General features: G+C 66.8%; 23 protein-coding genes, 1 tRNA gene and 1 pseudogene. 14 read left to right on the forward strand and 11 right to left on the reverse strand.

From position 1 onward, the window contains the following. The first annotated feature begins 17 nt into the window (after positions 1-17). Complete coding sequence (locus P0Y52_12370) at positions 18-716, forward strand: alpha/beta hydrolase (GenBank protein ID WEK57328.1); 699 nt, start codon at positions 18-20, stop codon at positions 714-716. 110 nt (positions 717-826) lie between these two features. On the opposite strand, the gene P0Y52_12375 is transcribed toward P0Y52_12370, so the two are convergent. From P0Y52_12375 to P0Y52_12395, 5 genes are all read right to left on the reverse strand, one after another. Further along, on the reverse strand, positions 827-1,036 hold the full coding sequence (locus P0Y52_12375; GenBank protein WEK57329.1) for a DUF2093 domain-containing protein: 210 nt from the start codon (positions 1,034-1,036) through the stop codon (positions 827-829). Then, a complete protein-coding gene (locus P0Y52_12380; GenBank protein ID WEK57330.1) occupies positions 1,033-2,094 on the reverse strand; it encodes a GTP-binding protein in 1,062 nt (353 codons plus the stop codon). The genes P0Y52_12375 and P0Y52_12380 overlap by 4 nt, the downstream gene beginning before the upstream one ends. A gap of 44 nt (positions 2,095-2,138) precedes the next feature. Continuing rightward, the gene (locus tag P0Y52_12385; protein ID WEK57331.1) at positions 2,139-3,125 is read right to left on the reverse strand and encodes a cation diffusion facilitator family transporter; all 987 of its coding nucleotides are present in this window, start codon (positions 3,123-3,125) and stop codon (positions 2,139-2,141) included. Positions 3,126-3,210: 85 nt separating this feature from the next. Further along, complete coding sequence (locus tag P0Y52_12390; GenBank protein ID WEK57332.1) at positions 3,211-3,870, reverse strand: hypothetical protein; 660 nt, start codon at positions 3,868-3,870, stop codon at positions 3,211-3,213. 49 nt (positions 3,871-3,919) lie between these two features. Further along, on the reverse strand, positions 3,920-5,233 hold the full coding sequence (locus P0Y52_12395; protein WEK57333.1) for a cyclopropane-fatty-acyl-phospholipid synthase: 1,314 nt from the start codon (positions 5,231-5,233) through the stop codon (positions 3,920-3,922). A 200-nt stretch (positions 5,234-5,433) separates the two neighbouring features. Here P0Y52_12395 and rplU point away from each other — a divergent pair, with 200 nt between their 5' ends. The 3 genes from rplU to P0Y52_12410 all read left to right on the forward strand — a co-directional run bounded on the left by rplU (position 5,434) and on the right by P0Y52_12410 (position 7,000). Continuing rightward, positions 5,434-5,907, forward strand: a complete 474-nt coding sequence (gene rplU, locus P0Y52_12400) for a 50S ribosomal protein L21 (GenBank protein ID WEK57334.1) — start codon at positions 5,434-5,436, stop codon at positions 5,905-5,907. 96 nt (positions 5,908-6,003) lie between these two features. Beyond that, positions 6,004-6,291, forward strand: a complete 288-nt coding sequence (rpmA, locus tag P0Y52_12405) for a 50S ribosomal protein L27 (GenBank protein ID WEK57335.1) — start codon at positions 6,004-6,006, stop codon at positions 6,289-6,291. Positions 6,292-6,466: 175 nt separating this feature from the next. Further along, positions 6,467-7,000 carry a GNAT family N-acetyltransferase gene (locus tag P0Y52_12410; GenBank protein WEK57336.1) on the forward strand — a complete coding sequence of 178 codons (534 nt, stop codon included), beginning with the start codon at positions 6,467-6,469 and terminating at the stop codon, positions 6,998-7,000. A 40-nt stretch (positions 7,001-7,040) separates the two neighbouring features. Here P0Y52_12410 and P0Y52_12415 read toward each other — a convergent pair whose 3' ends face one another. Then, positions 7,041-8,396, reverse strand: coding sequence for a divalent metal cation transporter (locus tag P0Y52_12415; GenBank protein WEK57337.1), 1,356 nt, complete (start codon positions 8,394-8,396; stop codon positions 7,041-7,043). Positions 8,397-8,645: 249 nt separating this feature from the next. Between P0Y52_12415 and P0Y52_12420 the strand changes: the two genes are divergently transcribed. The 8 genes from P0Y52_12420 to P0Y52_12455 all read left to right on the forward strand — a co-directional run bounded on the left by P0Y52_12420 (position 8,646) and on the right by P0Y52_12455 (position 14,668). After that, positions 8,646-8,732: transfer RNA gene (locus P0Y52_12420), tRNA-Leu, on the forward strand. A 159-nt stretch (positions 8,733-8,891) separates the two neighbouring features. Further along, positions 8,892-9,506, forward strand: coding sequence for a ribonuclease D (locus tag P0Y52_12425; GenBank protein ID WEK57338.1), 615 nt, complete (start codon positions 8,892-8,894; stop codon positions 9,504-9,506). 8 nt (positions 9,507-9,514) lie between these two features. Further along, positions 9,515-10,177, forward strand: a complete 663-nt coding sequence (gene lptC, locus P0Y52_12430; protein ID WEK57339.1) for an LPS export ABC transporter periplasmic protein LptC — start codon at positions 9,515-9,517, stop codon at positions 10,175-10,177. Then, a complete protein-coding gene (locus P0Y52_12435) occupies positions 10,174-10,659 on the forward strand; it encodes an LptA/OstA family protein (GenBank protein ID WEK57340.1) in 486 nt (161 codons plus the stop codon). The genes lptC and P0Y52_12435 overlap by 4 nt, the downstream gene beginning before the upstream one ends. Before the next feature lie 6 nt (positions 10,660-10,665). After that, entirely contained in the window at positions 10,666-11,475 is an 810-nt protein-coding gene (lptB, locus tag P0Y52_12440) for an LPS export ABC transporter ATP-binding protein (GenBank protein WEK57341.1), read from the forward strand. 405 nt (positions 11,476-11,880) lie between these two features. Beyond that, positions 11,881-13,398 carry an RNA polymerase factor sigma-54 gene (gene rpoN, locus P0Y52_12445; GenBank protein WEK57342.1) on the forward strand — a complete coding sequence of 506 codons (1,518 nt, stop codon included), beginning with the start codon at positions 11,881-11,883 and terminating at the stop codon, positions 13,396-13,398. Between the two features lie 76 nt (positions 13,399-13,474). Beyond that, the gene (raiA, locus tag P0Y52_12450; GenBank protein ID WEK57343.1) at positions 13,475-14,125 is read left to right on the forward strand and encodes a ribosome-associated translation inhibitor RaiA; all 651 of its coding nucleotides are present in this window, start codon (positions 13,475-13,477) and stop codon (positions 14,123-14,125) included. Between the two features lie 78 nt (positions 14,126-14,203). Then, positions 14,204-14,668 carry a PTS sugar transporter subunit IIA gene (locus P0Y52_12455; protein WEK57344.1) on the forward strand — a complete coding sequence of 155 codons (465 nt, stop codon included), beginning with the start codon at positions 14,204-14,206 and terminating at the stop codon, positions 14,666-14,668. A gap of 80 nt (positions 14,669-14,748) precedes the next feature. Here the strand turns inward: P0Y52_12455 and P0Y52_12460 are convergent, their stop codons facing one another. Continuing rightward, positions 14,749-15,003, reverse strand: a complete 255-nt coding sequence (locus tag P0Y52_12460) for a DUF1150 family protein (protein ID WEK57345.1) — start codon at positions 15,001-15,003, stop codon at positions 14,749-14,751. Positions 15,004-15,063: 60 nt separating this feature from the next. Next, positions 15,064-15,483, reverse strand: coding sequence for an Hsp20 family protein (locus P0Y52_12465; GenBank protein WEK57346.1), 420 nt, complete (start codon positions 15,481-15,483; stop codon positions 15,064-15,066). A 203-nt stretch (positions 15,484-15,686) separates the two neighbouring features. Here P0Y52_12465 and P0Y52_12470 point away from each other — a divergent pair, with 203 nt between their 5' ends. Next, positions 15,687-16,361 carry an OmpA family protein gene (locus P0Y52_12470; GenBank protein ID WEK57347.1) on the forward strand — a complete coding sequence of 225 codons (675 nt, stop codon included), beginning with the start codon at positions 15,687-15,689 and terminating at the stop codon, positions 16,359-16,361. 64 nt (positions 16,362-16,425) lie between these two features. On the opposite strand, the gene P0Y52_12475 is transcribed toward P0Y52_12470, so the two are convergent. From P0Y52_12475 to P0Y52_12485, 3 genes and pseudogenes are all read right to left on the reverse strand, one after another. Further along, a complete protein-coding gene (locus P0Y52_12475) occupies positions 16,426-17,745 on the reverse strand; it encodes a UDP-glucose/GDP-mannose dehydrogenase family protein (protein WEK57348.1) in 1,320 nt (439 codons plus the stop codon). Between the two features lie 174 nt (positions 17,746-17,919). Beyond that, entirely contained in the window at positions 17,920-19,077 is a 1,158-nt protein-coding gene (locus tag P0Y52_12480) for an outer membrane beta-barrel protein (GenBank protein WEK57349.1), read from the reverse strand. Positions 19,078-19,246: 169 nt separating this feature from the next. Then, positions 19,247-21,441 (reverse strand): annotated as a pseudogene (locus tag P0Y52_12485) (AGE family epimerase/isomerase). 148 nt (positions 21,442-21,589) lie between these two features. Between P0Y52_12485 and argB the strand changes: the two are divergent. Continuing rightward, on the forward strand, positions 21,590-22,519 hold the full coding sequence (gene argB, locus P0Y52_12490) for an acetylglutamate kinase (protein WEK57350.1): 930 nt from the start codon (positions 21,590-21,592) through the stop codon (positions 22,517-22,519). The last annotated feature ends 11 nt before the right edge of the window (positions 22,520-22,530 follow it).

Consider the following 22,530-nt stretch of genomic DNA (forward strand, 5'->3'; position numbering starts at 1 on the left):
GGCCTATAGAGCGGCCCATGACCCTGCTGCTCATTCCCGGCTTCATGGCCGACGCCACCCTGTGGGACGAAATGACGGATGACCTGGCCCCGTTCGGGCCGCTGGTCGCCACCGACCTGAGCCGGGGCGAGGACATCGAGACCATGGCCGCCGCCATCCTGAGCGATGCGCCCGACCGCTTCGTCGCCGTCGGCTTTTCCATGGGCGGCTATGTGGCGCGCGAACTGGCGCGCATCGCGCCGGAGCGGGTCACGGCCCTGATCCTGATCGCCACCTCGGCGCGCGGCGACACCGAGGACCTGATCCGCCAGCGCCGTTCGGCCCTGAAGGCCGCGCCCAAGTCATTCAAGGGCCTGAGCCGGCCGGCCATCGCCTCGTCGCTTCATCCCGATCTGGCCGGGGATGAGGCGATGATCGCCCGCGTGCGCGACATGGGCCTGAGGCTGGGCGGCGAGGTCTTCCACCGGCAGTCGGCCATGGCCCGCGCCGGCGACCTCGACCGGCTGGACGAGATCAGCCAACCGACCCTGATCGTCGCCGCCGACTCCGACCGCCTGCGCGGCTCCGACGAGGCCGAGGAACTGCATCGCGGGATTGCGGGCTCGACCCTGGTTCGCATCGCACACAGCGGCCACATGATCCCGCTGGAACAGCCGCAGGCGCTGGCGAAGGCGATGACGGACTGGCTGGCGGTCGAAGTCGGCCGAAGGGCGTAGGGGCCACGGCTGACGCCGACTGAGCTCTTAGCCCCTCACCCTTTCGCGCAAGGACGACGGCTACGCCGCCGTGCGCTCAAGCCCTCTCCCGTCGGGAGAGGGTTGGTGTTCTATTTATGCGTCTCGACCCAGCGCTGGGTCATCAGGTCGGGCGTGGCGTAGGCTTCCTGCAGTTCCACGCTCCAGTAGTTGAGCATGTCCAGCGGGATGACGACGCCCGAGATGGCGCAGACGACGTGGTCGCCGCCCTTGACGATCTCGAAGTCGGGCGTGCCGTAGATCACCCTGGCCTCGACCCGCGCATGAGGGGGCGGGTTCATGCCGCGCAGGCCTCGAACCCGGCCCTCAGTTCGGCTTCGTTGAGGTCGCGGCCGATGAAGACGGCGCGGCTCCAGCGGCGCTCCTTGTCGCCCCAGGGCTTCTGCAGGTCGCCTTCCAGGATCATGTGCACGGCCTGGAAGACCAGGCGGCGGTCCTCGCCGTCCACGTCGATGATGCCCTTGGCGCGCAGGATGTTCTGGCCCTGCTCGCCCAGCAGCTTGTCCAGCCAGGCGGTGAACTTGGCGCCGTTCAGCGGGCGGTCCAGCGTCAGCGAGATGCCCTTGATGTCGTCGTTGTGGGCGTGGCCGCGCGGGCCGTGGTCGTGGTCGTGGTGGCCGTGGTCATGGTCATGGTCATGGCCGCAGTCAGCGTCGTGGACGTGGCCCTCGGCGCCGTGGGGCGGGTTCACGAAGTCCGGCTTGACCTCGAGAATGCGTTCCAGATCAAAGGCGTGGACGCCCAGCACCTGATCCAGCGGCACGTTCGAGCGCTCGGCGCGAATGATGGGGGCCAGAGGGTTGAGGGCGCGCAGACGGCTCTCGACGGCGGCCAGCTCCTCGTCCGTCGCCAGATCGACCTTGTTCAGGATGATGCGGTCGGCAAACGCCACCTGCTCGCGGGCCTCCTTCGAGTCGTCCAGACGCGCCATGACGTGCTTGGCGTCGACCAGGGCCGTGACACTGTCCAACTGGGTCTTGGCCTTGACCTCTTCGTCGACGAAGAAGGTCTGGGCCACCGGGCCGGGATCGGCCAAACCCGTGGTCTCGACGATGATGGCGTCAAAGGCGGGCTTGCCGGGGCGCTGGCGCTTCATCAGGCCCGAGACGACGCGGATCAGGTCGCCGCGCACCGTGCAGCAGACGCAGCCGTTGTTCATCTCGAACACGTCCTCGTCGGCGCCGACCACCAGGTCGTTGTCGATGCCGATCTCGCCGAACTCGTTGACGATCACGGCGTAACGCTTGCCGTGATCCTCGGTGAGGATGCGGTTCAGCAGGGTGGTCTTGCCGGCGCCGAGGTAGCCGGTGAGGACGGTGACGGGAGTCTTCTGGGTCATGGGCGGCTAGATGGAGCTTCAAGAGAAGAAAGAAAAGGGTGCGCTCAGCAGGTCGGGCAATCCGGCAAGGCGCCGCTTTCCAGCTGGAAGGTGGTGTGGCTGATGTCGAAACGGCTGCGAGCCACGGCCTGGACTTCAATCAGAAGCGCATCGGCGTCGGGCCGGTCATGGACCAGATGCGCCGTCAGGGCCGTGTCCGAGGTCGACAGACCCCAGATGTGCAGGTCGTGCACCGCGCGAACGCCCGGCAGGGCCAGGAAGGCCTCGCGGACCTGATCGACCTCGACCCCGTTCGGAACCGCGTCCAGCGCCAGATTGACCGAGTCCTTCAGCAGGCCCCAGGTGCTGATCAGGACGACAGCGACGATGGCCAGGCTGACGATGGCGTCGATCACGGCCCAGCCGGTCAGCAGGATCACCGCCCCGGCGACCACCACGCCCAGAGACACCGCGGCGTCGGACATCATGTGCAGATAGGCGCCGCGGACGTTCAGGTCCTTATGCTGGTCCTTCATGAACATCAGGGCCGTGCCCAGGTTGATGACGAAGCCGATGCCCGCCACCACCATGATGACGCCGGACGCCACCGGCGCGGGCTCGGCCAGACGGCGAACGGCCTCAAAGGCGATGGCGCCGCAGGCGAAGATCAGCAGCAGGGCGTTGCCCAGGGCCGCCAGCACCGTCGCCTTGCCATAGCCATAGGTGCGCCGGGACCCCGCCGCGCGCCGCGCCAGCCAGGCCGCCCCGCCGGCCATCGCCAGCCCCAGAACGTCCGACAGGTTATGGCCCGCATCGGCCATCAGCGCCGCTGAATCGGCCCAGAGGCCCGCCCCGAACTCGCAGAAGACAAAGGCCAGATTGACGATCAGGCCGACGGCGTAGCGCCAGTCGCCGGTATTGACCGGGCCATGATGGTGGCCGCCGATGCCGTGGGAATGGCCATGGCCGTGATCATGACCTGAATGGTCGTGGCCCGCGTGGGCGTGCCCCGCTTGGGGATGGTCATGGTCGTGTGCGTGATCGTGCGCCATGCCACCCCTCTAGGCCCGCCCGCCGCGCCACGTCAACGCGGTCGAACTTAAGTCGTTGAATGTAAATATATAACCTATCAGCAGATCAGTGCTGGTGGGTAATCACCAGGAAGCCGATCAGGATCAGAGCCACGCCCAGGATAGCGCCTTCATAGCGCGCCCAGCGCTCCAGCCGCAGGATGGAGTATCCGGCGCTGGCCAGAGCGGCCAACAGGGTCATGCCCAGCACCGTCCCCGCCGCGAAGGCGAGCGTCAGCAGGGCCAGGGCCATGACGCCCTCGGTCGCCGACGACAGATAGATGGGCAGCAGCACCTCGCCCGGCGTCACCGCCATCATCAGCACCAGGCCCCAGAAGGCGGCGCGGTCAGAGACGGCGGGCTCGGGAACCTCGGCCTCCGGCCCCGTCGCCGTGACCGGCTTCTGCAGCGAGGCTCGCGCCAGATAGAAGGCGCCGAATATAAAGAGCAGAGCCGCCGACAGGTGGGGCAGGAGGCCGCCGATCCAGGCGTTCAGCGCCAGACCCGCCGCCACGATCAGCGATCCGACCAGGGCGGTCGAGGCGATGTGGGCCAACCCCGCCGTCACCGCGACCGTCATGACCCGCGTCAGGCTCCACCGCTGCGCCCGGCCTACCAGCACAAAGGGCAGCCAGTGGGTCGGCAGGGCCGCATGCAGAAAGGCCGCGACGAATCCCCCGCCCAGAAGCGAAATCAGAACGGGCTGCTGGAGATAGGGCGGCGACATTCCGGCCGCTATATCCTGTTACTTTGTAACAGTCGATCCCTTTTTATCCCTACTGATAGAGGCTGGCCCGATCCAGCGGCAGGCCAGAGGGCCCGGCCCGACGCTTCTGGGCCACCGTCTGATAGACCTGCACCGCGCCGCGCTCGAACCCCTTGGCGAACAGGGCGAAATAGACGAGCCACAACCGCGTCCGCGCCTCGCCCGCCAGCCCATAGGCCGCCTCGCGACGGTCATACAGACGCCGCGTCCATTCCCGCAGCGACAGCTCGAAATGCTCGCGCATATCCTCCACGTCCAGCGTCTCGAACCCCAGCCGGCCCAGGTTGGTGACGGTCATGCCGATCGTGTCCAGCTCGCCGCCGGGAAAGATGAAGCGCGTGATGACGCGGGTTGTGGCCGTGGGGCGCAGCCGGTCCTTGCCGCCGCGCCGCACCGACGCCTGATGGAAATAGAGACCGCCCGGCTTCAACAGGCGGCGCATCTGTTCGAAATGCCGCTCGTGGTTGGCGAAGCCGGCGTGCTCGAACATCTCGACCTGGGCGATGGCGTCATAGGCCCCGGCGGCGTCGACCTCGCGATAGTCCTTGAGCTCCAGCGTCACCTTGTCCGACAGCCCCATCCGCTCGACCTTGGCGCGGGCGAAGTCCAGCTGCGCCTGGCTCAGGGTGACGCCGTGGACATGGACGCCGTACTTGCTGGCCGCCCAGCAGGACAGACCGCCCCAGCCGCAGCCGACATCCAGCAGACGCTGCCCCGGCTTCAGCCGCAGCTTGCGACAGATTCGATCCAGCTTCTCCCGCTGGGCCGCCTCCAGCGTGGCGTCATGATGGGTGAAATAGGCGCTGGAATAGACCATCTCGGGATCCAGAAAGAGCCCGTAGAAGTCGTTGCCGACATCATAGTGGAACTGGATGAAGTCCTGATCCCGTCGGCCGCTGCGATCCCGCCCGACCCCGTCGTCCCCCGTCGCGTCCCAGGCCGGCAGGGCCTCGACGTCGTCCCTGCCCCCCAGCAGGAAGGGCAGAGCCTCGCGCGCCACCAGCCAGCGATCGATCGCGCGTTTCAGATGCACCGCCCGCCCGTGGTCCCAGCGGTCCGCCGCGTCCAGCGGACTGCCGCCCTCGACCTTGAGGTCGCCCACGGCGATCAACTCGAACAGGGTCATCAGGCCGGGCTTCAGAATGAGGCGCCGCACCGCGCTGGGCCGCGTCACCACGATCTGGATGTCGTCGCGCGCGCCCGGCCCCAGCGGCAGGACCTCGCCATTCCACAGGCGCAAGGAAAGATCGGCCTGGAGATGCTGGGCGATATGGCCGACAATACGACGCGCGGCGATGATGCGTCGGTCAGTGGTTTGGTTCACGCAAAAGCCCCTCGAACGATGTTCGTCAATTACACAGGCTTGCAGGTCGGGCTAGCCTGTCCGGGGAAATCGGCGCTCGCATGGGGTTTTCGCCCCCTGAACGTTGACTCTGCCTCGCCCTTCCGTATATGTCGCCGCTCTTCGCCCGCAGGGTTTCCTGACGGGCGCATTCTTTTTTGCGTTCACGCTGAGGCTTCCAAATGTACGCGGTGATCAAGACCGGCGGAAAGCAGTACCGGGTCCAACCGGGCGATGTGATTGTTGTCGAGAAACTCGACGGCGACGCTGGCGCTGCCGTCAATTTCGGTGAAGTCCTCATGCTGGGCGGCGACAAGGGTGTGACGGTCGGCGCTCCGCTGATCGACGGTGCGGCGGTTGCTGCAACCCTGGTCGAAACCCGCAAGGGCGAGAAGATCAAGATCTTCAAGAAGACCCGTCGTCAGGGCTATCGCCGCACGAACGGCCATCGTCAGATGGAAACCGTCCTGCGCATCACCGGCATCGAAGGCGCCGGCGAGAAAGCCAAATGGGACGGCACGGTCGACCTGATGACCAAGGCTGAAATCAACGCTCGCGCCCGTGGCCTCGCCCCGCGCGTCGAAGCGGTTGAAGCCGCCCCGGCCAAGAAGGCTCCCGCCAAGAAAGCCGCCAAGGCTGAAGGCGCCGAAGCCTAAGCTATTCACCGGCGCTGGATCAGCGCCAGTTTAGATCGTCAGGTGCGCTCAAGTAGGCTGAAAGGCCGATAGCGCCCCAAGAAGAGGAGCAGCAAGATGGCTCACAAGAAATCCGGTGGTTCGTCGCGTAACGGTCGCGACTCCCATTCCAAGCGCCTTGGCGTGAAGAAGTACGGCGGCGAGCAGGTTCTGGCCGGCAACATCCTCGTGCGTCAGCGCGGCACCACCTTCCACCCCGGTGAGAACGTCGGCCTCGGCCGCGACCACACCCTGTTCGCCACGGCGACGGGCGCGGTGAAATTCACCACCAAACGTGGTGGCCGTTGTTACGTGTCGATTCTCGCCACGGCCAACGACAATGCTCAGGCTATGGCCGCCGAGTAACGCGAACTGGACCAAAATCCGGGATCGCGTTGCTCTTAGAAGCCGCGATCCGGACCAGGGAAAATATTCCGCGGGGAGTCTGGATCACCAGGCTCCCCGTTTGCGTTTCCCCGCCTCGCTGACCGCCCGAGCCCTGATGAACAAGGACGGCGGTCGCACCAAAGGGGCGTGACCCATGTGCGTGATTGAAACCTCTCCCGTCGTCGAAACCCGGCGTCTCATCCTGCGTGCGCCGGGTGCCCAGGACGTCAGCCGCATCGCGGCCATGGCCAACGACCGCGACATCGCGCGCATGACCCAGCGCATGCCTCACCCCTTCCAGGTAGAAGACGCCGAGGACTTCGTCCTGCACGTCGCCGCCCAGGATCCGAAACGCGCCAACACCTTCGTCATCGAGCACGAGGACCTGGGACCGGTCGGCGTCATCGGCCTGTTCGAGAATCAGGACAGCGTGCCCGAGGCCGGCTACTGGATCGGCCGCGACTTCTGGGGCCGGGGCTTTGCGACCGAAGCCCTGGAAGGCGCCCTGGTCTGGGCCGCCAGGCGCTGGAAGCGCCGCGCCCTGATCGCCGGCCACTTCGCCGACAACCCCGCTTCCGGCCGCGTGCTGGAGAAGGCCGGCTTCCTCTACACGGGCGAAACCCGCCGCGCCTTCAGCCAGGCCCGCGGCGAGGTCGCCGACACGCGGATGATGGTCTGGCTGGCCTGACCTGCCCCGGCGCCGTCCCCTCGCGGGGGCGGCGACCGCCTCAGCGCGAAACCGCCAGGGTGTAGAGCAGGGCTGCGGCCGACAGTCCCATGACGCCAAAGGTCAGCCAGACGAAGATGCGCGACAGCAGACCGCCGCGCCGCGCTCCCAGGATCGCCGGGTCGCCGTTGATCCGCGCCACGACATAGAGCAGGGGCACGGCCGCGATCCCGTTGAACACCGCCGTATAGACCAGGGCCTTGATCGGATTGACGCCAATGAAGTTGAGCAGAAGCCCGATCAGGGTCGCCACGGCGATGACCCCATAGAAGCCGCGCGCGTCGCCCAGCCTGTTCGACAGCCCTTCCTTCCAGCCCAGGGCCTCGGACAGGGCGTAGGCCGCTGAGCCCGCCAGCACCGGAATGGCCAGCAGGCCCAGACCGATCACCCCCGCCGCGAACAGGACCTTGGCCGCCTGCCCCGCATCGGGAAAGGACTTCACCAGGGGCTCCAGCGCACGAGCCGCGTCCGCCGCCGTCTGGATGTCCGTCACCCCGTTGCGGAACAGGACCGAGGCCGTGGTCATGATGATGAACCACTGCACCAGCTCGGCCGCCACCATGCCCACGCCGACGTCCAGCCTCATGTCCGACAGATAATAACGCGGCAGGCGCGGCCGTCCGCCCTCGTCCGCCGGCACCTTGCGGTCCAGCAGTTCCTCCACCTCCTGCGAAGCCTGCCAGAAGAACATGTAGGGCGAGATCGAGGTGCCGAAGACGCCGGTGATGATGAACAGGAAGGAGGCCGTGAACTCGATGTGCGGGACAAAGGTCGCATAGAGAATCTCGCGCCACGGCTGATCAATGATCAGGGCCGTGGCTGGATAGGCCAGCAGGGCCAGGGCCAGCCATTTCAGGAACTTGGCGTAAACCCGATAGCTGACGAACACCTCCAGCAGCAGGACCGTCATCGCCGTCAGCAGGGCCAGGAGCCAGACTGGCGCGTCCACCACCAGGGCCGCCGCATCAGCCACGGCGCCGATGTCCGCGCCGATATTGAGGGTGTTGGCCGCCACCACCAGCAGGACCATGGCGGTCAGGACGTGTCGGGAATAGTGCTGCTTGATGACCCCGGCCAGGCCCTGCCCCGTCACCGCGCCGATGCGGGCGCAGGCCTCCTGCACCGCCAGCAGCAGGGGGATCTGATAGAGGGCGGTCCACAGCATGCCGTAGCCGAACTGGGCTCCGGTCTGGGAATAGGTGGCGATGCCGGACGGGTCGTCGTCGGCGGCGCCGGTGATCAGGCCCGGCCCCAGAACCTTGAAAATCCGCAGCAGGTCGCGTTTGCGCGGCGCAGCGCCGTCCGCGCCCGCCTCCGGCTTCGGTTCAGCCTGCTGGGACGGCTGCGTCTCGGACAATCATCACCTGTGGGGACTGACGCCTTCCCCGCCAGCCTACGCTCAACGCGGCGGATGGGAAGGCCCCTGCCGCGGCGCGTCGCGATGGGCGCGACGCCGCCGGAACACAGGCCCGGCAAGCTTGATAGAACGCGGATTTCGCGAGGTTTTTGGTCAACAGTGCAGTTTTTTCCATGATCGGGAAAAAGCCTGTTGACCGCCCCGAAGCTCCCCCCTATTAGATCGCTCCTCGGCGGGGCGACCCACCGGGCCCAGGTGGCGGAATTGGTAGACGCGCTGGCTTCAGGTGCCAGTGGCTTAACGGCCGTGGAGGTTCGAGTCCTCTCCTGGGCACCACATTCTCAAGCGGCGTCGCATCCGATCGGATGCGGCGCCGTTTGTCATTTCAGCCCTGACTTTTCATCGACTGCGACAGCAAAGGTTGGCGCTGCGTCCTAGCGATAGCGCGTGGTTCGTCTATGCTGTGGCCCTGAACGACCACCCGAGTTTCCAAGCATGACCGTTTACCTGCACGAAGGCGACCTGCCCGACGGCCTCGACCTCGGCCCCGAGGTCGCGATCGATTCCGAAACCATGGGCCTGCGCTTCCGCCGCGATCCCCTGTGCGTGGTGCAACTGTCCTCGGGCGACGGCGACGCCCATGTCGTGCGGCTGAGCCGCCCCGACTATGACTGCCCCAACCTGAAGCGGCTTCTGGCCGACCCCAAGGTGCTGAAGCTGTTCCACTTCGGCCGCTTCGACATCGGCATGTTCGACCTGCACCTCGGCGTCGAGACCCGTCCGGTCTATTGCACCAAGATCGCCTCCAAGCTGGCCCGCACCTATACCGACCGTCACGGCCTGAAGGATGTGGCGCGCGAACTGGCCGGGGTCGACATGTCCAAGGCTCAGCAGAGCTCCGACTGGGGTTCGCCGGTCCTGTCGCAGGCCCAGCTGGACTACGCCGCCTCGGACGTCCTCTATCTGCATGCCATCAAGGCCAAGCTGGACCTCATGCTGGAGCGCGAAGGCCGCGCCGAGCTGGCCCGCGCCTGCTTTGACTTCCTGCCCACCCGTTCGCGTCTCGACCTGGCCGGTTGGGACGAGATCGACATCTTCGCGCACGCCTGAGGACCAGCATGAGCGACCGCGACGCCCAGGAAGCGCGCAAACGCGCCGACGAGGCCCGGGTCGCCCAGGCGGGCGAGCGCTGGCGCGCGCGTTCGCGCCGGGTGAAGCTGTATCGCCGCGTCCTGCCCATCGTCATCCTGGTGCTCGCGGGCGGCGCCCTGACCTGGACCGTGTTCCGCACCGTCATGTCGGGGGTCGAACGCAAGGCCAGCGAAACGCGTGAGATCCGCCTCGACAACCCCATGTTCCACGGCCAGGACGCGCAAGGGCGCTCCTTCGTCATCGGGGCCAAGGGCGCGATCCGCGAGCCGGCCACCGGCCATTTCCGCCTGGTCGGCCCCCTGCTGCGCCTGAACCTGGGCGGTCGCAAGGTGACGGAACTGACGGCGGACGGCGGCACCTATATCGAGACCAGCCGCAAGGTGGTGATCGGGCCGAACGTCAAGATTTCGGACGGCGGCTCCGGCTTCGTCCTGACCACGCCGGAAGCCGTGGTCGACACCAACACCGGCGTGGTGACAGGCGACAAGGGCGTCGAGGGGCAAGGGCCTCTTGGAACCATCAAGGCTTCGTCCTATGCCATCTATGACCAGGGCCAACGGGTCGTCTTCAGCGGCCAGGGCGACAACAAGATGAGCGGGACCATCAACCCCGCGGGATCCGGCAAATGACCATGTCCAAGTCGAACACCATGATCGCAGGCGCCGCCCTGCTGCTGGCCCTGACGGTCCCCGCGACCTCGGGGGCCCAAAGCGCGCGCGCCGACGCCTCGAAACAGCCGGTCCAGTACGGGGCCGACGGCGGCGAATACACGCCCAACGGCTTTTCCCTGCGCGGCCGGGCCGAGCTGACGCAAGGCGGCAACCGCCTGCGCGCCGACGCCATCACCGGGGTCACGGCCAACGGCGACCTCAGCCGGGTCGAGGCGACAGGCAACGTCTATTTCGTCACCCCGGACCAGAGCATGCGCGGCGACCGCGCCGTCTATACCCTGGGCAACGCCGAGGTGGTGGTGACCGGCGACGTCATCCTGACCCAGGGCAAGAACGTCCTGACCGGCAACCGCCTCGTCTATAACGTCCGCACCGAGAGCGCCCGCATGGAAGGCGGCAATGGCCGTGTCCAGGGCGTCTTCTATCCGCAAGGGAACTGACCCCGCTTGGCGCGCAAGGAACTCTCAGCCCTGAACCTCGATCAGGCGGCCGCCGACGACGCGGTCGCCCCCGAGAACACGCTTGAGGCCGCGCGCCAGACCGGCCTGCGCGTCGAGCATATCGCCCGCAGCTTCGGCCAGCGTCAGGTGGTCCGGGACGTGTCCCTGACTGTCCAGCGCGGCGAGGTCTGCGGCCTGCTGGGGCCCAACGGCGCGGGCAAGACCACCTGCTTCTACATGATCACCGGCCTGATCCCGGCCGACAGCGGCTCGATCTGGCTGGACGGCGAGGACATCACCGCCCAGCCCATGTACCAGCGCGCCCGCATGGGCCTGGGCTATCTGGCCCAGGAGGCCTCCATCTTCCGCGGCATGACGGTCGAGCAGAACATCAAGGCCGTGGTCGAACTGCGCGAGAAGACCTCGGCGGGCGTGCGCGCCGAGACCACCCGCCTGCTGGAAGAACTGCGCATCGACCACCTGCGCCACGCCCCGGCCACCGGCCTGTCGGGCGGCGAGCGTCGTCGCGTCGAGATCGCCCGCGCCCTGGCCGCCCGACCCAGCTTCATGCTGCTGGACGAACCCTTCGCCGGCATCGACCCCCTGGCCATCGCCGACATCCGTCACGTGATCCGCTACCTGTCCAGCCAGGGCATCGGCGTGCTGATCACCGACCACAACGTGCGCGAGACCCTGGACATCATCGACCGCGTCTCGATCATCTCGGCCGGTTCGGTCCTGTTCGAAGGCACCGCCGACGAGGCCGTGCGCGACCCCGAGGTCCGCCGCGTCTATCTGGGCGAAATGTTCGGCTGAGGCCGACGATCTGTCGCCCGCCGCGCCTCCGCCATCATGACCCGTCCGGCCAATCCCCTGCCCTGCACGGGTTTGACGCCCTCTCGGGGCTCCAAGGGTCGCAGCGCTGCGGGATAGACTAGGATCAGCGTCCTGGTCTTTGACATTGTCCGCTCGCCGCCTTCGCCGCCCGCCACACCGAGGCCCGATCGAAGCCGTCGCTCAGCCCTCAGCGGCGCGCGGCGTCACGCGCCGCCCATTGCACCAATTGCACTGTTTTTTCTGAGGACGCAGTGCAATGCCCTGCCCGCCCAGATGATCCGGGGCAGGCAGGCGGCCGCGCCGTTCGCCAGACGTTAAACTCTCTGCCTCACGATCACAGCAAGAACCGGGCCATCTTGCGCCCGCCGGAGGGATTGACGCGCCGTGATCGGTCAGAGGCTGGAGGTCAGACAGGGTCAGGGGCTGGTCATCACGCCCCAACTGCAGCAGGCGATCAAGCTGCTGCAGCTGTCGAATCTCGAACTGGAAGCCTTCGTCGAGGCCGAACTGGAGAAGAACCCCCTGTTGCAGCGCGACGAGGGGGACGCAGCCGGCGAATCGAGCGGCGAGGCGCCGGCCGAAGCGGCCCCCGCCTCCGGCGAGGCCAGCGAACTGCAGTTCAGCGAGCCCTCGGGCGAGGCCGAGCACGCCATGGATGCGCGCACCGAGGATCTCTACGACGATGCCCCCGGCGAACGCGACGCCGACCGCAAGCGCGACGCGGGCGAAGGCGAGCAGCCCGGCCTGTCCGACTGGTCGCGTGCCGGCAATGGCGGCGGCATGGACGGCGAGGACATGGAGCGCCCCGATACGCGCGACCTGACCCTGTGGGAACACCTTCAGGCCCAGGCCTCGTCCGCCGGGTTCAGCCCCGCCGACCACGCCATCGCCCTGACCCTGATCGACGCCACCGACGAGGGCGGCTATCTGCGCGGCGAACTGCAGGAGATCGCCGACCGGCTGGGCGTGGACCTGGCGCGCATCGAGGCGGTTCTGACCGTCTGTCACGGCTTCGAGCCCACCGGCGTCATGGCCCGCTCGGCCCCCGAATGCCTGAAGCTGCAACTGGTCGAGCGCAACCGCTTCGATCCGGCCATGGCGGCCCTGCTGGACAATCTGGAGCTGCTGGCGCGCCGTGACCTGCCGGCCCTGCGCAAGGTCTGCGGCGTCGACGCCGAGGACCTGAACGACATGATCGCCGAGCTGAAGGGCCTGACGCCCCGCCCCGGCGCCGGCTTCGGCGGCGAGCCGGCCCAGACGGTCGTGCCCGACGTCCACGTCCGTCCCGACCCCGCCGGCGGCTGGCGCGTGGAACTGAACAGCGACACCCTGCCCCGCCTCCTGATGGACAAGCGCTATCACGGCGTGGTCGCCGCCGGCGCCCGCTCCGAAACCGAAAAGGCCTTCGTCGCCGACTGCGCCGCCCAGGCCAGCTGGCTGGTCAAGTCGCTGGACCAGCGGGCCAAGACCATCCTCAAGGTCTCCTCCGAGATCGTGCGCCAGCAGGACGCCTTCCTGGCCTTCGGCGTCGAGTTCCTGCGCCCGCTGAACCTGAAGACCGTGGCCGACGCCATCGGCATGCACGAATCCACCGTCAGCCGCGTGACCTCGAACAAGTATGTCGCCACCCCGCGCGGGGTGTTCGAGCTGAAATTCTTCTTCACCGCCGCCATCCAGTCGTCCGACGGCGGCGCCCTGCACTCGGCCGAAGCCGTCCGTCACCGGATCAAGGCCATGATCGACAACGAAGCCGCTGACGGCGACGTGCTGAGCGACGACCGGATCGTGGAAATCCTCAACGAGACCGGCATCGACATCGCTCGCCGCACCGTAGCGAAGTATCGCGAAGCCCTTAGAATTCCGTCCTCTGTCCAGCGCAGACGGTTGTTGAAGGCCGGCTGATCACGCCGCGACGAAGCGTCACCACAAATCGGTGATCGGCGTTGACACCAAACGCAACCCGTCGCGTTCTATGCCTATGCAGATCCAAGTCAGCGGCAAGCAAGTGGATGTCGGCGAAGCGCTAAGCTCGCGCATCTCCCAGGAACTCGAAGAGGGAGTCGGCAAGTATTTCGCCCGCGGCGGCGAAAACGCCGAGGTCGTGGTGTCCAAGGACCGCCACGGCTTCCGCGTCGATTGCTGGGTCCGTCTGGCCTCGGGGCAGAGCCTGGTGACGACCGGATTCGGCGGCGACGCCCAGGCCGCCTTCACCGATAGCCTGGACAAGCTCGAGAAGCGGGTGCGCCGCTACAAGCGTCGCCTGAAAGACCACCATATCGGTCCCAAGGGCCTGTCCCCTGAGAAGACTGAAAACGCCGCCCGCGAGGTCGCGGCCCTGACCGTCTTCCGCAACCCCGACACCGTCGAGGACGAGGCCTTCGGCGACGCCGGAGCCCCGGACGAACCGCCGCCCGTCGGCATGGTCATCGCCGAAACCGAGTCGGAAATCCGCACCATTACGGTCGGCCGTGCGGTGCTGGAGCTGGACATGACCGGCTACCCCATCGTCATGTTCCGCAACGCCGCCCACGGCGGTCTGGCGGTTGTCTATCGCCGCCCTGACGGCAATGTGGGCTGGATCGACCCGGAACGCACCCTCAAACCGGCAAAGAACGGCTCTGGGTCGTAAGGCTTCCACGCGGAGGGCGAAGGCGCTAGAAGACGCCTCGCCCTTCCGCAATGTCGGGCTCGAGTTTTCGGGGTGATCATGGACATCGCTGATTTGCTGTCGTCGGACGGGATCGTCCTGCGGGGCGGCGTCTCATCCAAACGTCAGGCGCTGCATACGGTGGCCGAGGCTGCGGCCGTGGCCTTGGACATCGATGAGGATCGTGTGCTGGAAGCCCTGCTGGAGCGCGAGGCCCTGGGATCGACCGGCCTCGGTTCGGGCGTCGCCGTGCCCCACGCCCGCATCAAGGGACTGGACCGCGTCTGCGCCGTGTTTGTGCGGCTCGAGACCCCGGTGGCCTATGAGTCGGTGGATGATCGCCCGGTCGACCTCCTGTTCGCCCTGTTCGCTCCCCTGAACGCCGGGGCCGAACACCTGCGGGCCCTGGCGGCGGTGTCGCGGGCCATGCGGTCGCCGGAGTTGCGTGAACATCTGCGTCAGGCCCGCACGGTCGACGCCGTCCGCGCCCTTTTCGTCAAGGACGTGCCCGTCGCCGCCGCCTGAGCGCGGCCTCGCCCGCATGGTTGCGATCAGGCAGGCATGACGGCCACTCGCGCGCCCCGAATGTCCGACGCCCCTCAGGATCAGTGAACCGACACCGGCTCCAGCTCGTGGGCGGCGGCGGCGGCAAAGGCCGTCTCGCGGTCCAGCATGACCGCCAGGCGTTCGCCGTCGGCGCCGTGGACAGCGTAGAGGATCTGATCCGGGTTCAGATCGACGCCGGGGCCGACCTCGACATGGGCGTCCTCCATCAGGTCCGCGGCGCGGATCGCGCGCACATAGACCAGGTCCGGCGCGCCCAGGCCGGCGAATTCTGACTTGTTCATAACCGGCGTCATAGGACCGCCTCCTTACGCTTGACTGAACGCCCGGACAGCCGGGCGGTTCGACGGCTGTCTTCAGCCCGTCGTGATGGGGATGCGTCGAACCTGACGCTCCAGTTCGGGGCGCACGAGATCGACGTGCAGCAGGCCGTGTTCCAGTCGCGCCTTGGCGACCTCGAGCCCGTCCGCCAGAACGAAGCTGCGAACAAAGCCGCGCGCCGCGATGCCGCGATGCAGAAAGGCCTGCTCGCCCTTGCCCGTCTCGTCGCGCTTGCCGGCGATGGTGAGTTGGCGCCCTTCCAGGGTGATGGTCAGTTCCTCGGGCGCGAACCCCGCCACGGCCAGACTGATGCGCACCGCCGCCTCGCCGACCTGCTCGACATTATAGGGAGGATAGCTCTCGGCCGCCGCCTTGGCCGCGCGATCAATCAGGGCGCGGGTGTGGTCGAACCCCAGCAGAAAGGGGCTGTCAAACAGGATGGTGCGTGTGGTCATGGGGCCCTCGCAAACAAGCGACCGCGACCGTCCGCGTCCTCCCTGAAGCGGCAAGGACGCCCGGCCGTTTGCAACAAATGGTCATGCGCGGGGTCGCGGTCAACCGCGGCGCTGGCCGCCCACGGCGTTCACATGACATACAGGTTGGAACCTTCACTGTAGGGCCACGTTTTCGGGCCTGAGCCCTTAACAAAGGATATTCCATGCGCGCCAAGTTCATCGTCGCCAGTGTCAGCATCGCCGCCCTGCTCGGCGCGAGCGCCTGCACCACGACCGACCCCTACAGCTCGACCCCGAACCGCAACAACACCGGCACGGGCGCCATCGCCGGCGCCCTGGGCGGCGCCCTGCTGGGCTATCTGACCAATACCTCGAACGGTGAACAGGGCCGCAAGAACGCCCTGATCGGCGCCGGCATCGGCGCCCTGGCCGGCGCGGGCGTCGGCCAATACATGGATCGCCAGCAGCGCGCCCTGGAGGCTGAGCTGTCGGGCACCGGCGTCGGCGTGGCGCGTCAGGGCGACACCCTGGTGCTCCGCATGCCGTCGGACGTGACCTTCGCCACCAACCAATCCAGCCTGGACAGCCGCTTCCTGCCCGTCCTGGACGACGTGGCTCGGGTGCTTCAGGAATATGATCGCTCGATGGTTGACGTGATCGGCCACACCGACTCCTCGGGCGGCGACGCCATCAACCAGCCCCTGTCGGAACGCCGCGCCTCTTCGGTCGCCGCCTACCTGATGGACCACGGCGTCATCCGCGAGCGCCTCTATGTCGCTGGCAACAGCTCGCGCAACCCCATCGCCGACAATACGACGGTCGAGGGCAAGGCCAAGAACCGCCGCGTCGAAATCCTGATCCGTCCCTTCACGGGCTGATCCGGCGGCTTGAGCTGAAACGACGAAGGGCGGCGCCGACCAGCGCCGCCCTTTTCCTTGATCCCTAGCGGACGCTTTCGGGGCGGCCGATGGAGGTGTAGCGGAAGCCCCGCGCCTTCATATCCTCCGGGCGATATACGTTGCGCAGATCGACCATGACCGGCTGTTTCAGCAACAGCTTGATCCGGTCCAGGTCCAGGGCGCGGAACTGATCCCACTCCGTCATGATGACCACGACGTCGGCGCCCTCGACCGCGTCATAGGGTCCGTCGCGGAAGACCACGCCGTCCAATAGCTTGGCCGCCTCCTCCATGCCCTCGGGATCGAAGGCCTGGACCGTCGCCCCCATGGCGATCAGGGCCGGGGCCACGTCCAGCGACGGGGCGTCGCGCATGTCGTCGGTGTTCGGCTTGAAGGTCAGCCCCAGCAGGGCCACCGTCTTGCCCTTCAAATCTGCGCCGCCCAGGGCCGCCGCCACGCGGTCGGCCATGGCCTTCTTGCGAGCGTCGTTGACCTCGACCGTAGTTTCTATGAGGCGCAGCGGCGACCCGGCGTCGGTGGCGGTGCGCACCAGGGCCAGGGTGTCCTTGGGGAAGCAGGAGCCGCCGTAACCTGGCCCGGCGTGCAGGAACTTGCCGCCGATGCGGTTATCCAGCCCGATGCCGCGGGCGACCTGCTGCACGTCGGCGCCCAGGCTTTCGCACAGGTCGGCCATCTCGTTGATGAAGGTGATCTTCAGCGCCAGGAAGGCGTTGGCGGCGTATTTGGTCAGTTCCGAAGTGCGACGGCCGGTAAACAGAATCGGCGTCTCATTGAGGTTCAGCGGACGATAGAGCTCGGTCATGACCGGGCGGGCACGCTCGTCCTCGAGGCCGACCACGACGCGGTCAGGACGCTTGAAGTCGCCGATGGCGGCGCCTTCGCGCAGGAATTCGGGGTTGGAGACGACGGCGAAATCAGCCTCGGGTCGGCGCGCGCGGATGATGCGCTCGATTTCGTCGCCGGTGCCGACGGGGACCGTCGACTTGGTGACGATGACGGTGAAGCCGTCGATCAGGTCGGCGATCTCTTCGGCGGCGGCATAGACGTAGGACAGGTCTGCATGGCCGTCGCCGCGTCGGGACGGCGTGCCCACGGCGATGAAGACGGCGTCGGCGCGGCGGATGGCCTCAGCGCCGTCCAAGGCGAAGGACAGGCGGCCGTCGCGGACATTGGCGGCGACCAGATCCTCAAGGCCCGGCTCATAGATCGGCATCCGCCCGGCGTTCAGTTGATCGATCTTGCCGGCGTCCTTGTCGACGCAGGTCACGACATGGCCGAAGTCGGCGAAACAGGCCCCGGAAACAAGCCCGACATAGCCGGTGCCGATCATTGCGACGCGCATGCGCTCATCCTCTTGATGCAGTCAGGACGAGATAACGCCCCAGCATGACATTCGCCAACAGCCTCTCGGACCACCGGCAAAGAAAAAGGGCGGCCGACCCAGATGGATCGACCGCCCTATTCTTATCGACGTTCCTTGGTCATCGGGATCGGCGTGAACCGACCCCTCAGGACCTTAGAAGTTGATGTCGATGGTGGCGCGACGGTTCAACGGCTCACGCACGCCGTCAGCGGTCGGCTTGGCCAGGACGGTTTCACCCTTGCCGTCGAGGGCGATCACGCCGCCGTTGACGCCTTGGGCGACCAGGGCGTCGGCAACCGTGCGCGAACGACGGTTGGACAGACCCAGGTTGTAGGCCGGCGAACCCGAGGTGTCGGTGTAACCGACGATCAGGACGCGGGTCGGGGCGCCCGACTTGGCGTAGTTGGCGGCCTGCGTCACCACCGAACGGGCTTCAGCCGTCAGGTCCGAGCGATCCCAGTCGAAGTAGACCACGAACTGACGCGCAGCCGGCTTAGCCGGGGGCGGCGGAGGCGGCGGCGGCGGCGGGGGAGGCGGCGGGGGCGGCGGCGGGGGCGGGGGCGGCGGCGGGGGAGCAGCCGGCTCGGCGCCGAAGGCGTAACGCAGACCCAGGGTCACGGTGTGCGACTGGTCGTAGCTGCCGTCCCATTCGCCGTAAGACGGACCGCCGATAGTCGTCGAATCGAACGCCATGTCGCCCGTCAGGTAGCGGTAGGTCAGGTCGATGTTGGCGCGGTCCGAAATGGCCCAGGCCAGACCCGCGATCGCCTGAGCGGCGAACTTGGTCGAGCTGTCGTCAGCGGTGAAGGTCACGCCGCGGTTGCCGCGGACGGCCCCCACAGTGTCGGTATTGACGCGGTTCACGCCGACGCCGAGACCGACGAAGGGACGGATGCGCCATTCGGGCGAGCCGAAGTCATAGAGGACGTTGGCCATCAGAGTCGTCGACTCGATGTCGCCTTCCGGCGAATGGCAGGGACCCGTGGCCGGCGTCAGGTTGCAGAGGCCTGCCACGCCGTTGTCGACAGCCCGCACGGTGCCGATGTCGCCCGAGCGGTAGCCGCCTTCCAGTTCAACGCGCCAGTTGGGGTTGAAGCGGTAGCCCAGACGGGCGAACGCCGCCCAACCCGGATTGACTTCCCAATCCCAGGTCTGAGCGCCGATAGCCGAGTCCAGCTCGGCGTCGTGTTTAAAGTGATAGCCGGCGTCGATAGCGCCGTACCAGCCGTTCGGCTCAGCCGAAGCAGCGCCAGCCGACAGGGCCAGAGCCGCCGCCGCGCTGGATGCCAGGATCAAACTCTTGACGCGCATATTAAGCGGCCCTCCGAGATCTGTTTTTCGTGGACGACGGACACGTCGCCTACTCAACCCATTATCAGCGTTGCCGTGAGCGGTCGAGCCGCAAACGCCGCCGTTACCAAAGGTTGCAACTCTACCGTGGCCGCAGCGCTACAAAACCTTAACCTCGGAACCGCTTCTGTTAACGCAGGGAGACGGATAACTCCCATCCTTCGCCATGAAGGTCCGAATGTTCCGCCAACTGTGTGAAGCTGGACATAATATGGTAGAATGAACTGGCTGGGACCGGCTCGTCCACGAAGCAGCCATTCTGCAATCGTTTGTCCCGCCAAAGACCATCGGGGGTGAGGTAGAGCCAAAGCGCTCTCAAGGCGACGGCGGCGTCGTTCAGATAGGCCGCACGAAGCCCCCCCTCAGTTTCCCGCGCCAGGATCAGGGCCGCCTTCAACCATTCCGCCTGCGGCCACAGCCGCGCCTGGTTGGTCCGGACCGTGCCGTCGCTGTTCAGGGCGTCGACCGCCACGTCGTGGCGCAGGCTGATGCCGTCTGTTCCGGACGCATAGAGGCGTCGCGCCACCTCGACGCCGGCCTCGTCGCCGCGGAGCCGAGAATGACGCGCAAGGAGCCAGGCCCACTCGAACTGGTGTCCCGGCTCGACTCGTCCGCCGCCCTCGTAGCCCTCGAGCTTCCAGGTCTTGTCCAGAAATTCGCCCAGACGGCCTGTGTCAGGATCAATGAATGGGTCTGCGCCAGGTTCGCGAGGCGATCCGCCAAGGCCGACCAGACAGGGTCGTCGCTGATCTCCTCCCACGCCAACGCCCCCTCTAGAAGATGCATGTGGGCGTTGGACTGATAAGGAAAGGCTCCGCCTTCGCGGAAAGCGCCATTGCACGCGGCCCGCGCCTCAAGGGCTGAAAGCACGGCCTTGCCGCGCGCCAAAGCCGCCTCCTCCTCAATGGCGCCCACCTTGCGGGCTGTCGCCAGCGCCAGCAGAAGGAACGCCTGATCATAGACCATGGCCGTCTCATCCAACGGGCGTCCGTCCTTATCCAGCAAGGTGCGCATCAGCCCATCTTGCCGCACAAAATCCGCTTCCAGGCTCTCCAGGCCCATACGGACCGCCCGCGCCCACGGCCCCTGCCATCCCATGAGCCCCGCCTGAGCGAAGACATAGATATGCCGCGTCTGAACGCGCGCCCTGCGCGGCTCGTGCAGCGGACGCCCATCCAGCCCCAATCTTTCGACAAAGCCGCCGTCCTCTCGCTGGCCCATCGTAGTCCAGATCGGCAAGGCCTTCCGTCGCAGCCAGTCCTGCAAACGGCGCGCGCCGACACCCAAGGGCTCTTCGAGGCGGCGCACGAAATCCCCGTGCTCAGGACAGGACAGCCGGATCCGTTCAACCACCTTCCTGACGTCCTGGGAACGGCTCAGATCGCAGACGAGGACCGCATCAGGTTCGGCGATAATCGCCAGATTTCGCACGCCGACGGCGGCGACAAGGATGCCGTCGGCGGCCCGCGCCAAACAGCCTTCGACATCCTCGAAGATGTGCTGGCCTGCGGCGCCCTCCCCGCTGGCGGCGATCGCGTCCCAGGCGCCAAGATCGGACCATTTGAAATCCACCTCAAGCACCGAGGCTAGGGCTGTTTTCTCCATCACGGCATAATCGATCGAGATCTTCGGCGCCTCGCGGAAGGCCTCCCCCAGAACCGCGACCGCACCGCGCCCGGCCGTCGCGATCCCCCTGCTGACCGCACGCTCGATCTCGGGCGCAAAAGTTCGCACCTGATCCAGAAGAACCCTGGATGACACGATGAAATTGCCGCTGTTCCAAAGATAGCCTTGAAGGACATATAGTCGGGCCTTTGATGGATCGGGCTTTTCCACGAAGGCCGCGATCGGTCCCAGTCCCGCCCCCGTCGGCGCGATATAACCATAGGCCGAAGAGGGTTCGGTCGGCACGATCCCCAGGGTGACGATCCGACCCTGTCGCGCGCCTTCGACCGCCTGAAGGACCGCCGCTCGAAAGGCAGCATGATCGGGAATGTGATGGTCCGAAGCGATAAACGCGTTCACCCCCTGCGGATCCCGCTCATGGGTCCAGATCGCCGCCGCCGTCATCGCCGCCGCAGAATCTCGCGCCTCGGGCTCCAGAAGCACCTGAGCATCTATATCGATCTGGGCCAGCTGATCCAGAATCCATGCCTTGTGATCCACCCCGCCCACGACAATCAGGTGCCCCCCGCAGCTCGCCAAGGCGGCAGCCCGCAATACGGCCTCCTGAAACAGAGAGCGGGCGCCGTCCAGGGACATGAATTGCTTGGGTCGAGAGGGTCGAGACACCGGCCATAGCCGCGTCCCAGCGCCCCCGCACATGATCACTGGATAAAGCCCCATATATCATTGATAGCCAAGTCTGCAGCAATGGAAAGAGTTGCATCCGAACAACCAGTGCGCGCGCCCATCATCCTCGCGCGGTTGATGTCGTGACTTCCGCGCCCTCCGCCGCTATCGAGCGCACATCATGCAAGAGACCGAACGGCAATCCGAAGAACGCAGCTGGGAAACGGCGAAGACGCTTGCCGAAGCCCTGCCCTATATCCAGGTCTATGATCGCGAGACCGTGGTCATCAAATACGGCGGCCACGCCATGGGCGAGAGCGCCGTGGCCAGGCAGTTCGCCGCCGACGTGGTGTTGCTGAAGCTGATGGGCGTGAACCCCGTGGTGGTCCACGGCGGCGGGCCGCAGATCAGCGCCATGCTGGACAAGGCGGGCGTCAAGTCGGCCTTCGTGGACGGCCTGCGCGTCACCGACAAGGACACCATGCAGGTGGCCGAGATGGTCCTGTCCGGCGCGGTCAACAAGGAGATCGCCCACTGGATCACCGTCGCCGGCAAGGAAGCCGACGTGCGCGGCGTCGGCCTGTCGGGCAAGGACGCCGGCCTGCTGACGGTCGAGAAGACCAAGCGCACCAAGCGCGACCCCGACAGCATGATCGAGCACGAGGTCGATCTGGGCTTCGTCGGCGAACCGACCAAGGTCGACCCCAAGCTGATCAAGGGCCTGATCGCCTCCGAGACCGAGGACTGGGTGCCGGTCATCGCCCCCATCGGGGTGGCCGAGGACGGCATGACCTATAACGTCAACGCCGACACGGTGGCGGGCGCCGTGGCCGGGTCGCTGGGCGCCAAGCGGATGCTGCTGCTGACCGACGTGGCGGGCGTGAAGGGCGCGGACGGCGAGATCATCCGCCAGATGAACCTCGAAGAGGCCCAAGGCCTGATCGACACCGGCGTCGCCAACGGCGGCATGATCCCCAAGCTGGAGACGGCCATGGCCGCCGTTCGCGCGGGCGTCGAGGCCGTGGTCATCCTGGACGGGCGCCGTCCCCACGCCATGCTGGTCGAGCTGTTCACCGAGTTCGGGGCGGGCACACTGGTGAAGGCCCAGTGACGGCGGAAGCG

The organism is Candidatus Brevundimonas phytovorans, from assembly GCA_029203145.1.
Taxonomy (GTDB): Bacteria; Pseudomonadota; Alphaproteobacteria; order Caulobacterales; family Caulobacteraceae; genus Brevundimonas; species Brevundimonas phytovorans.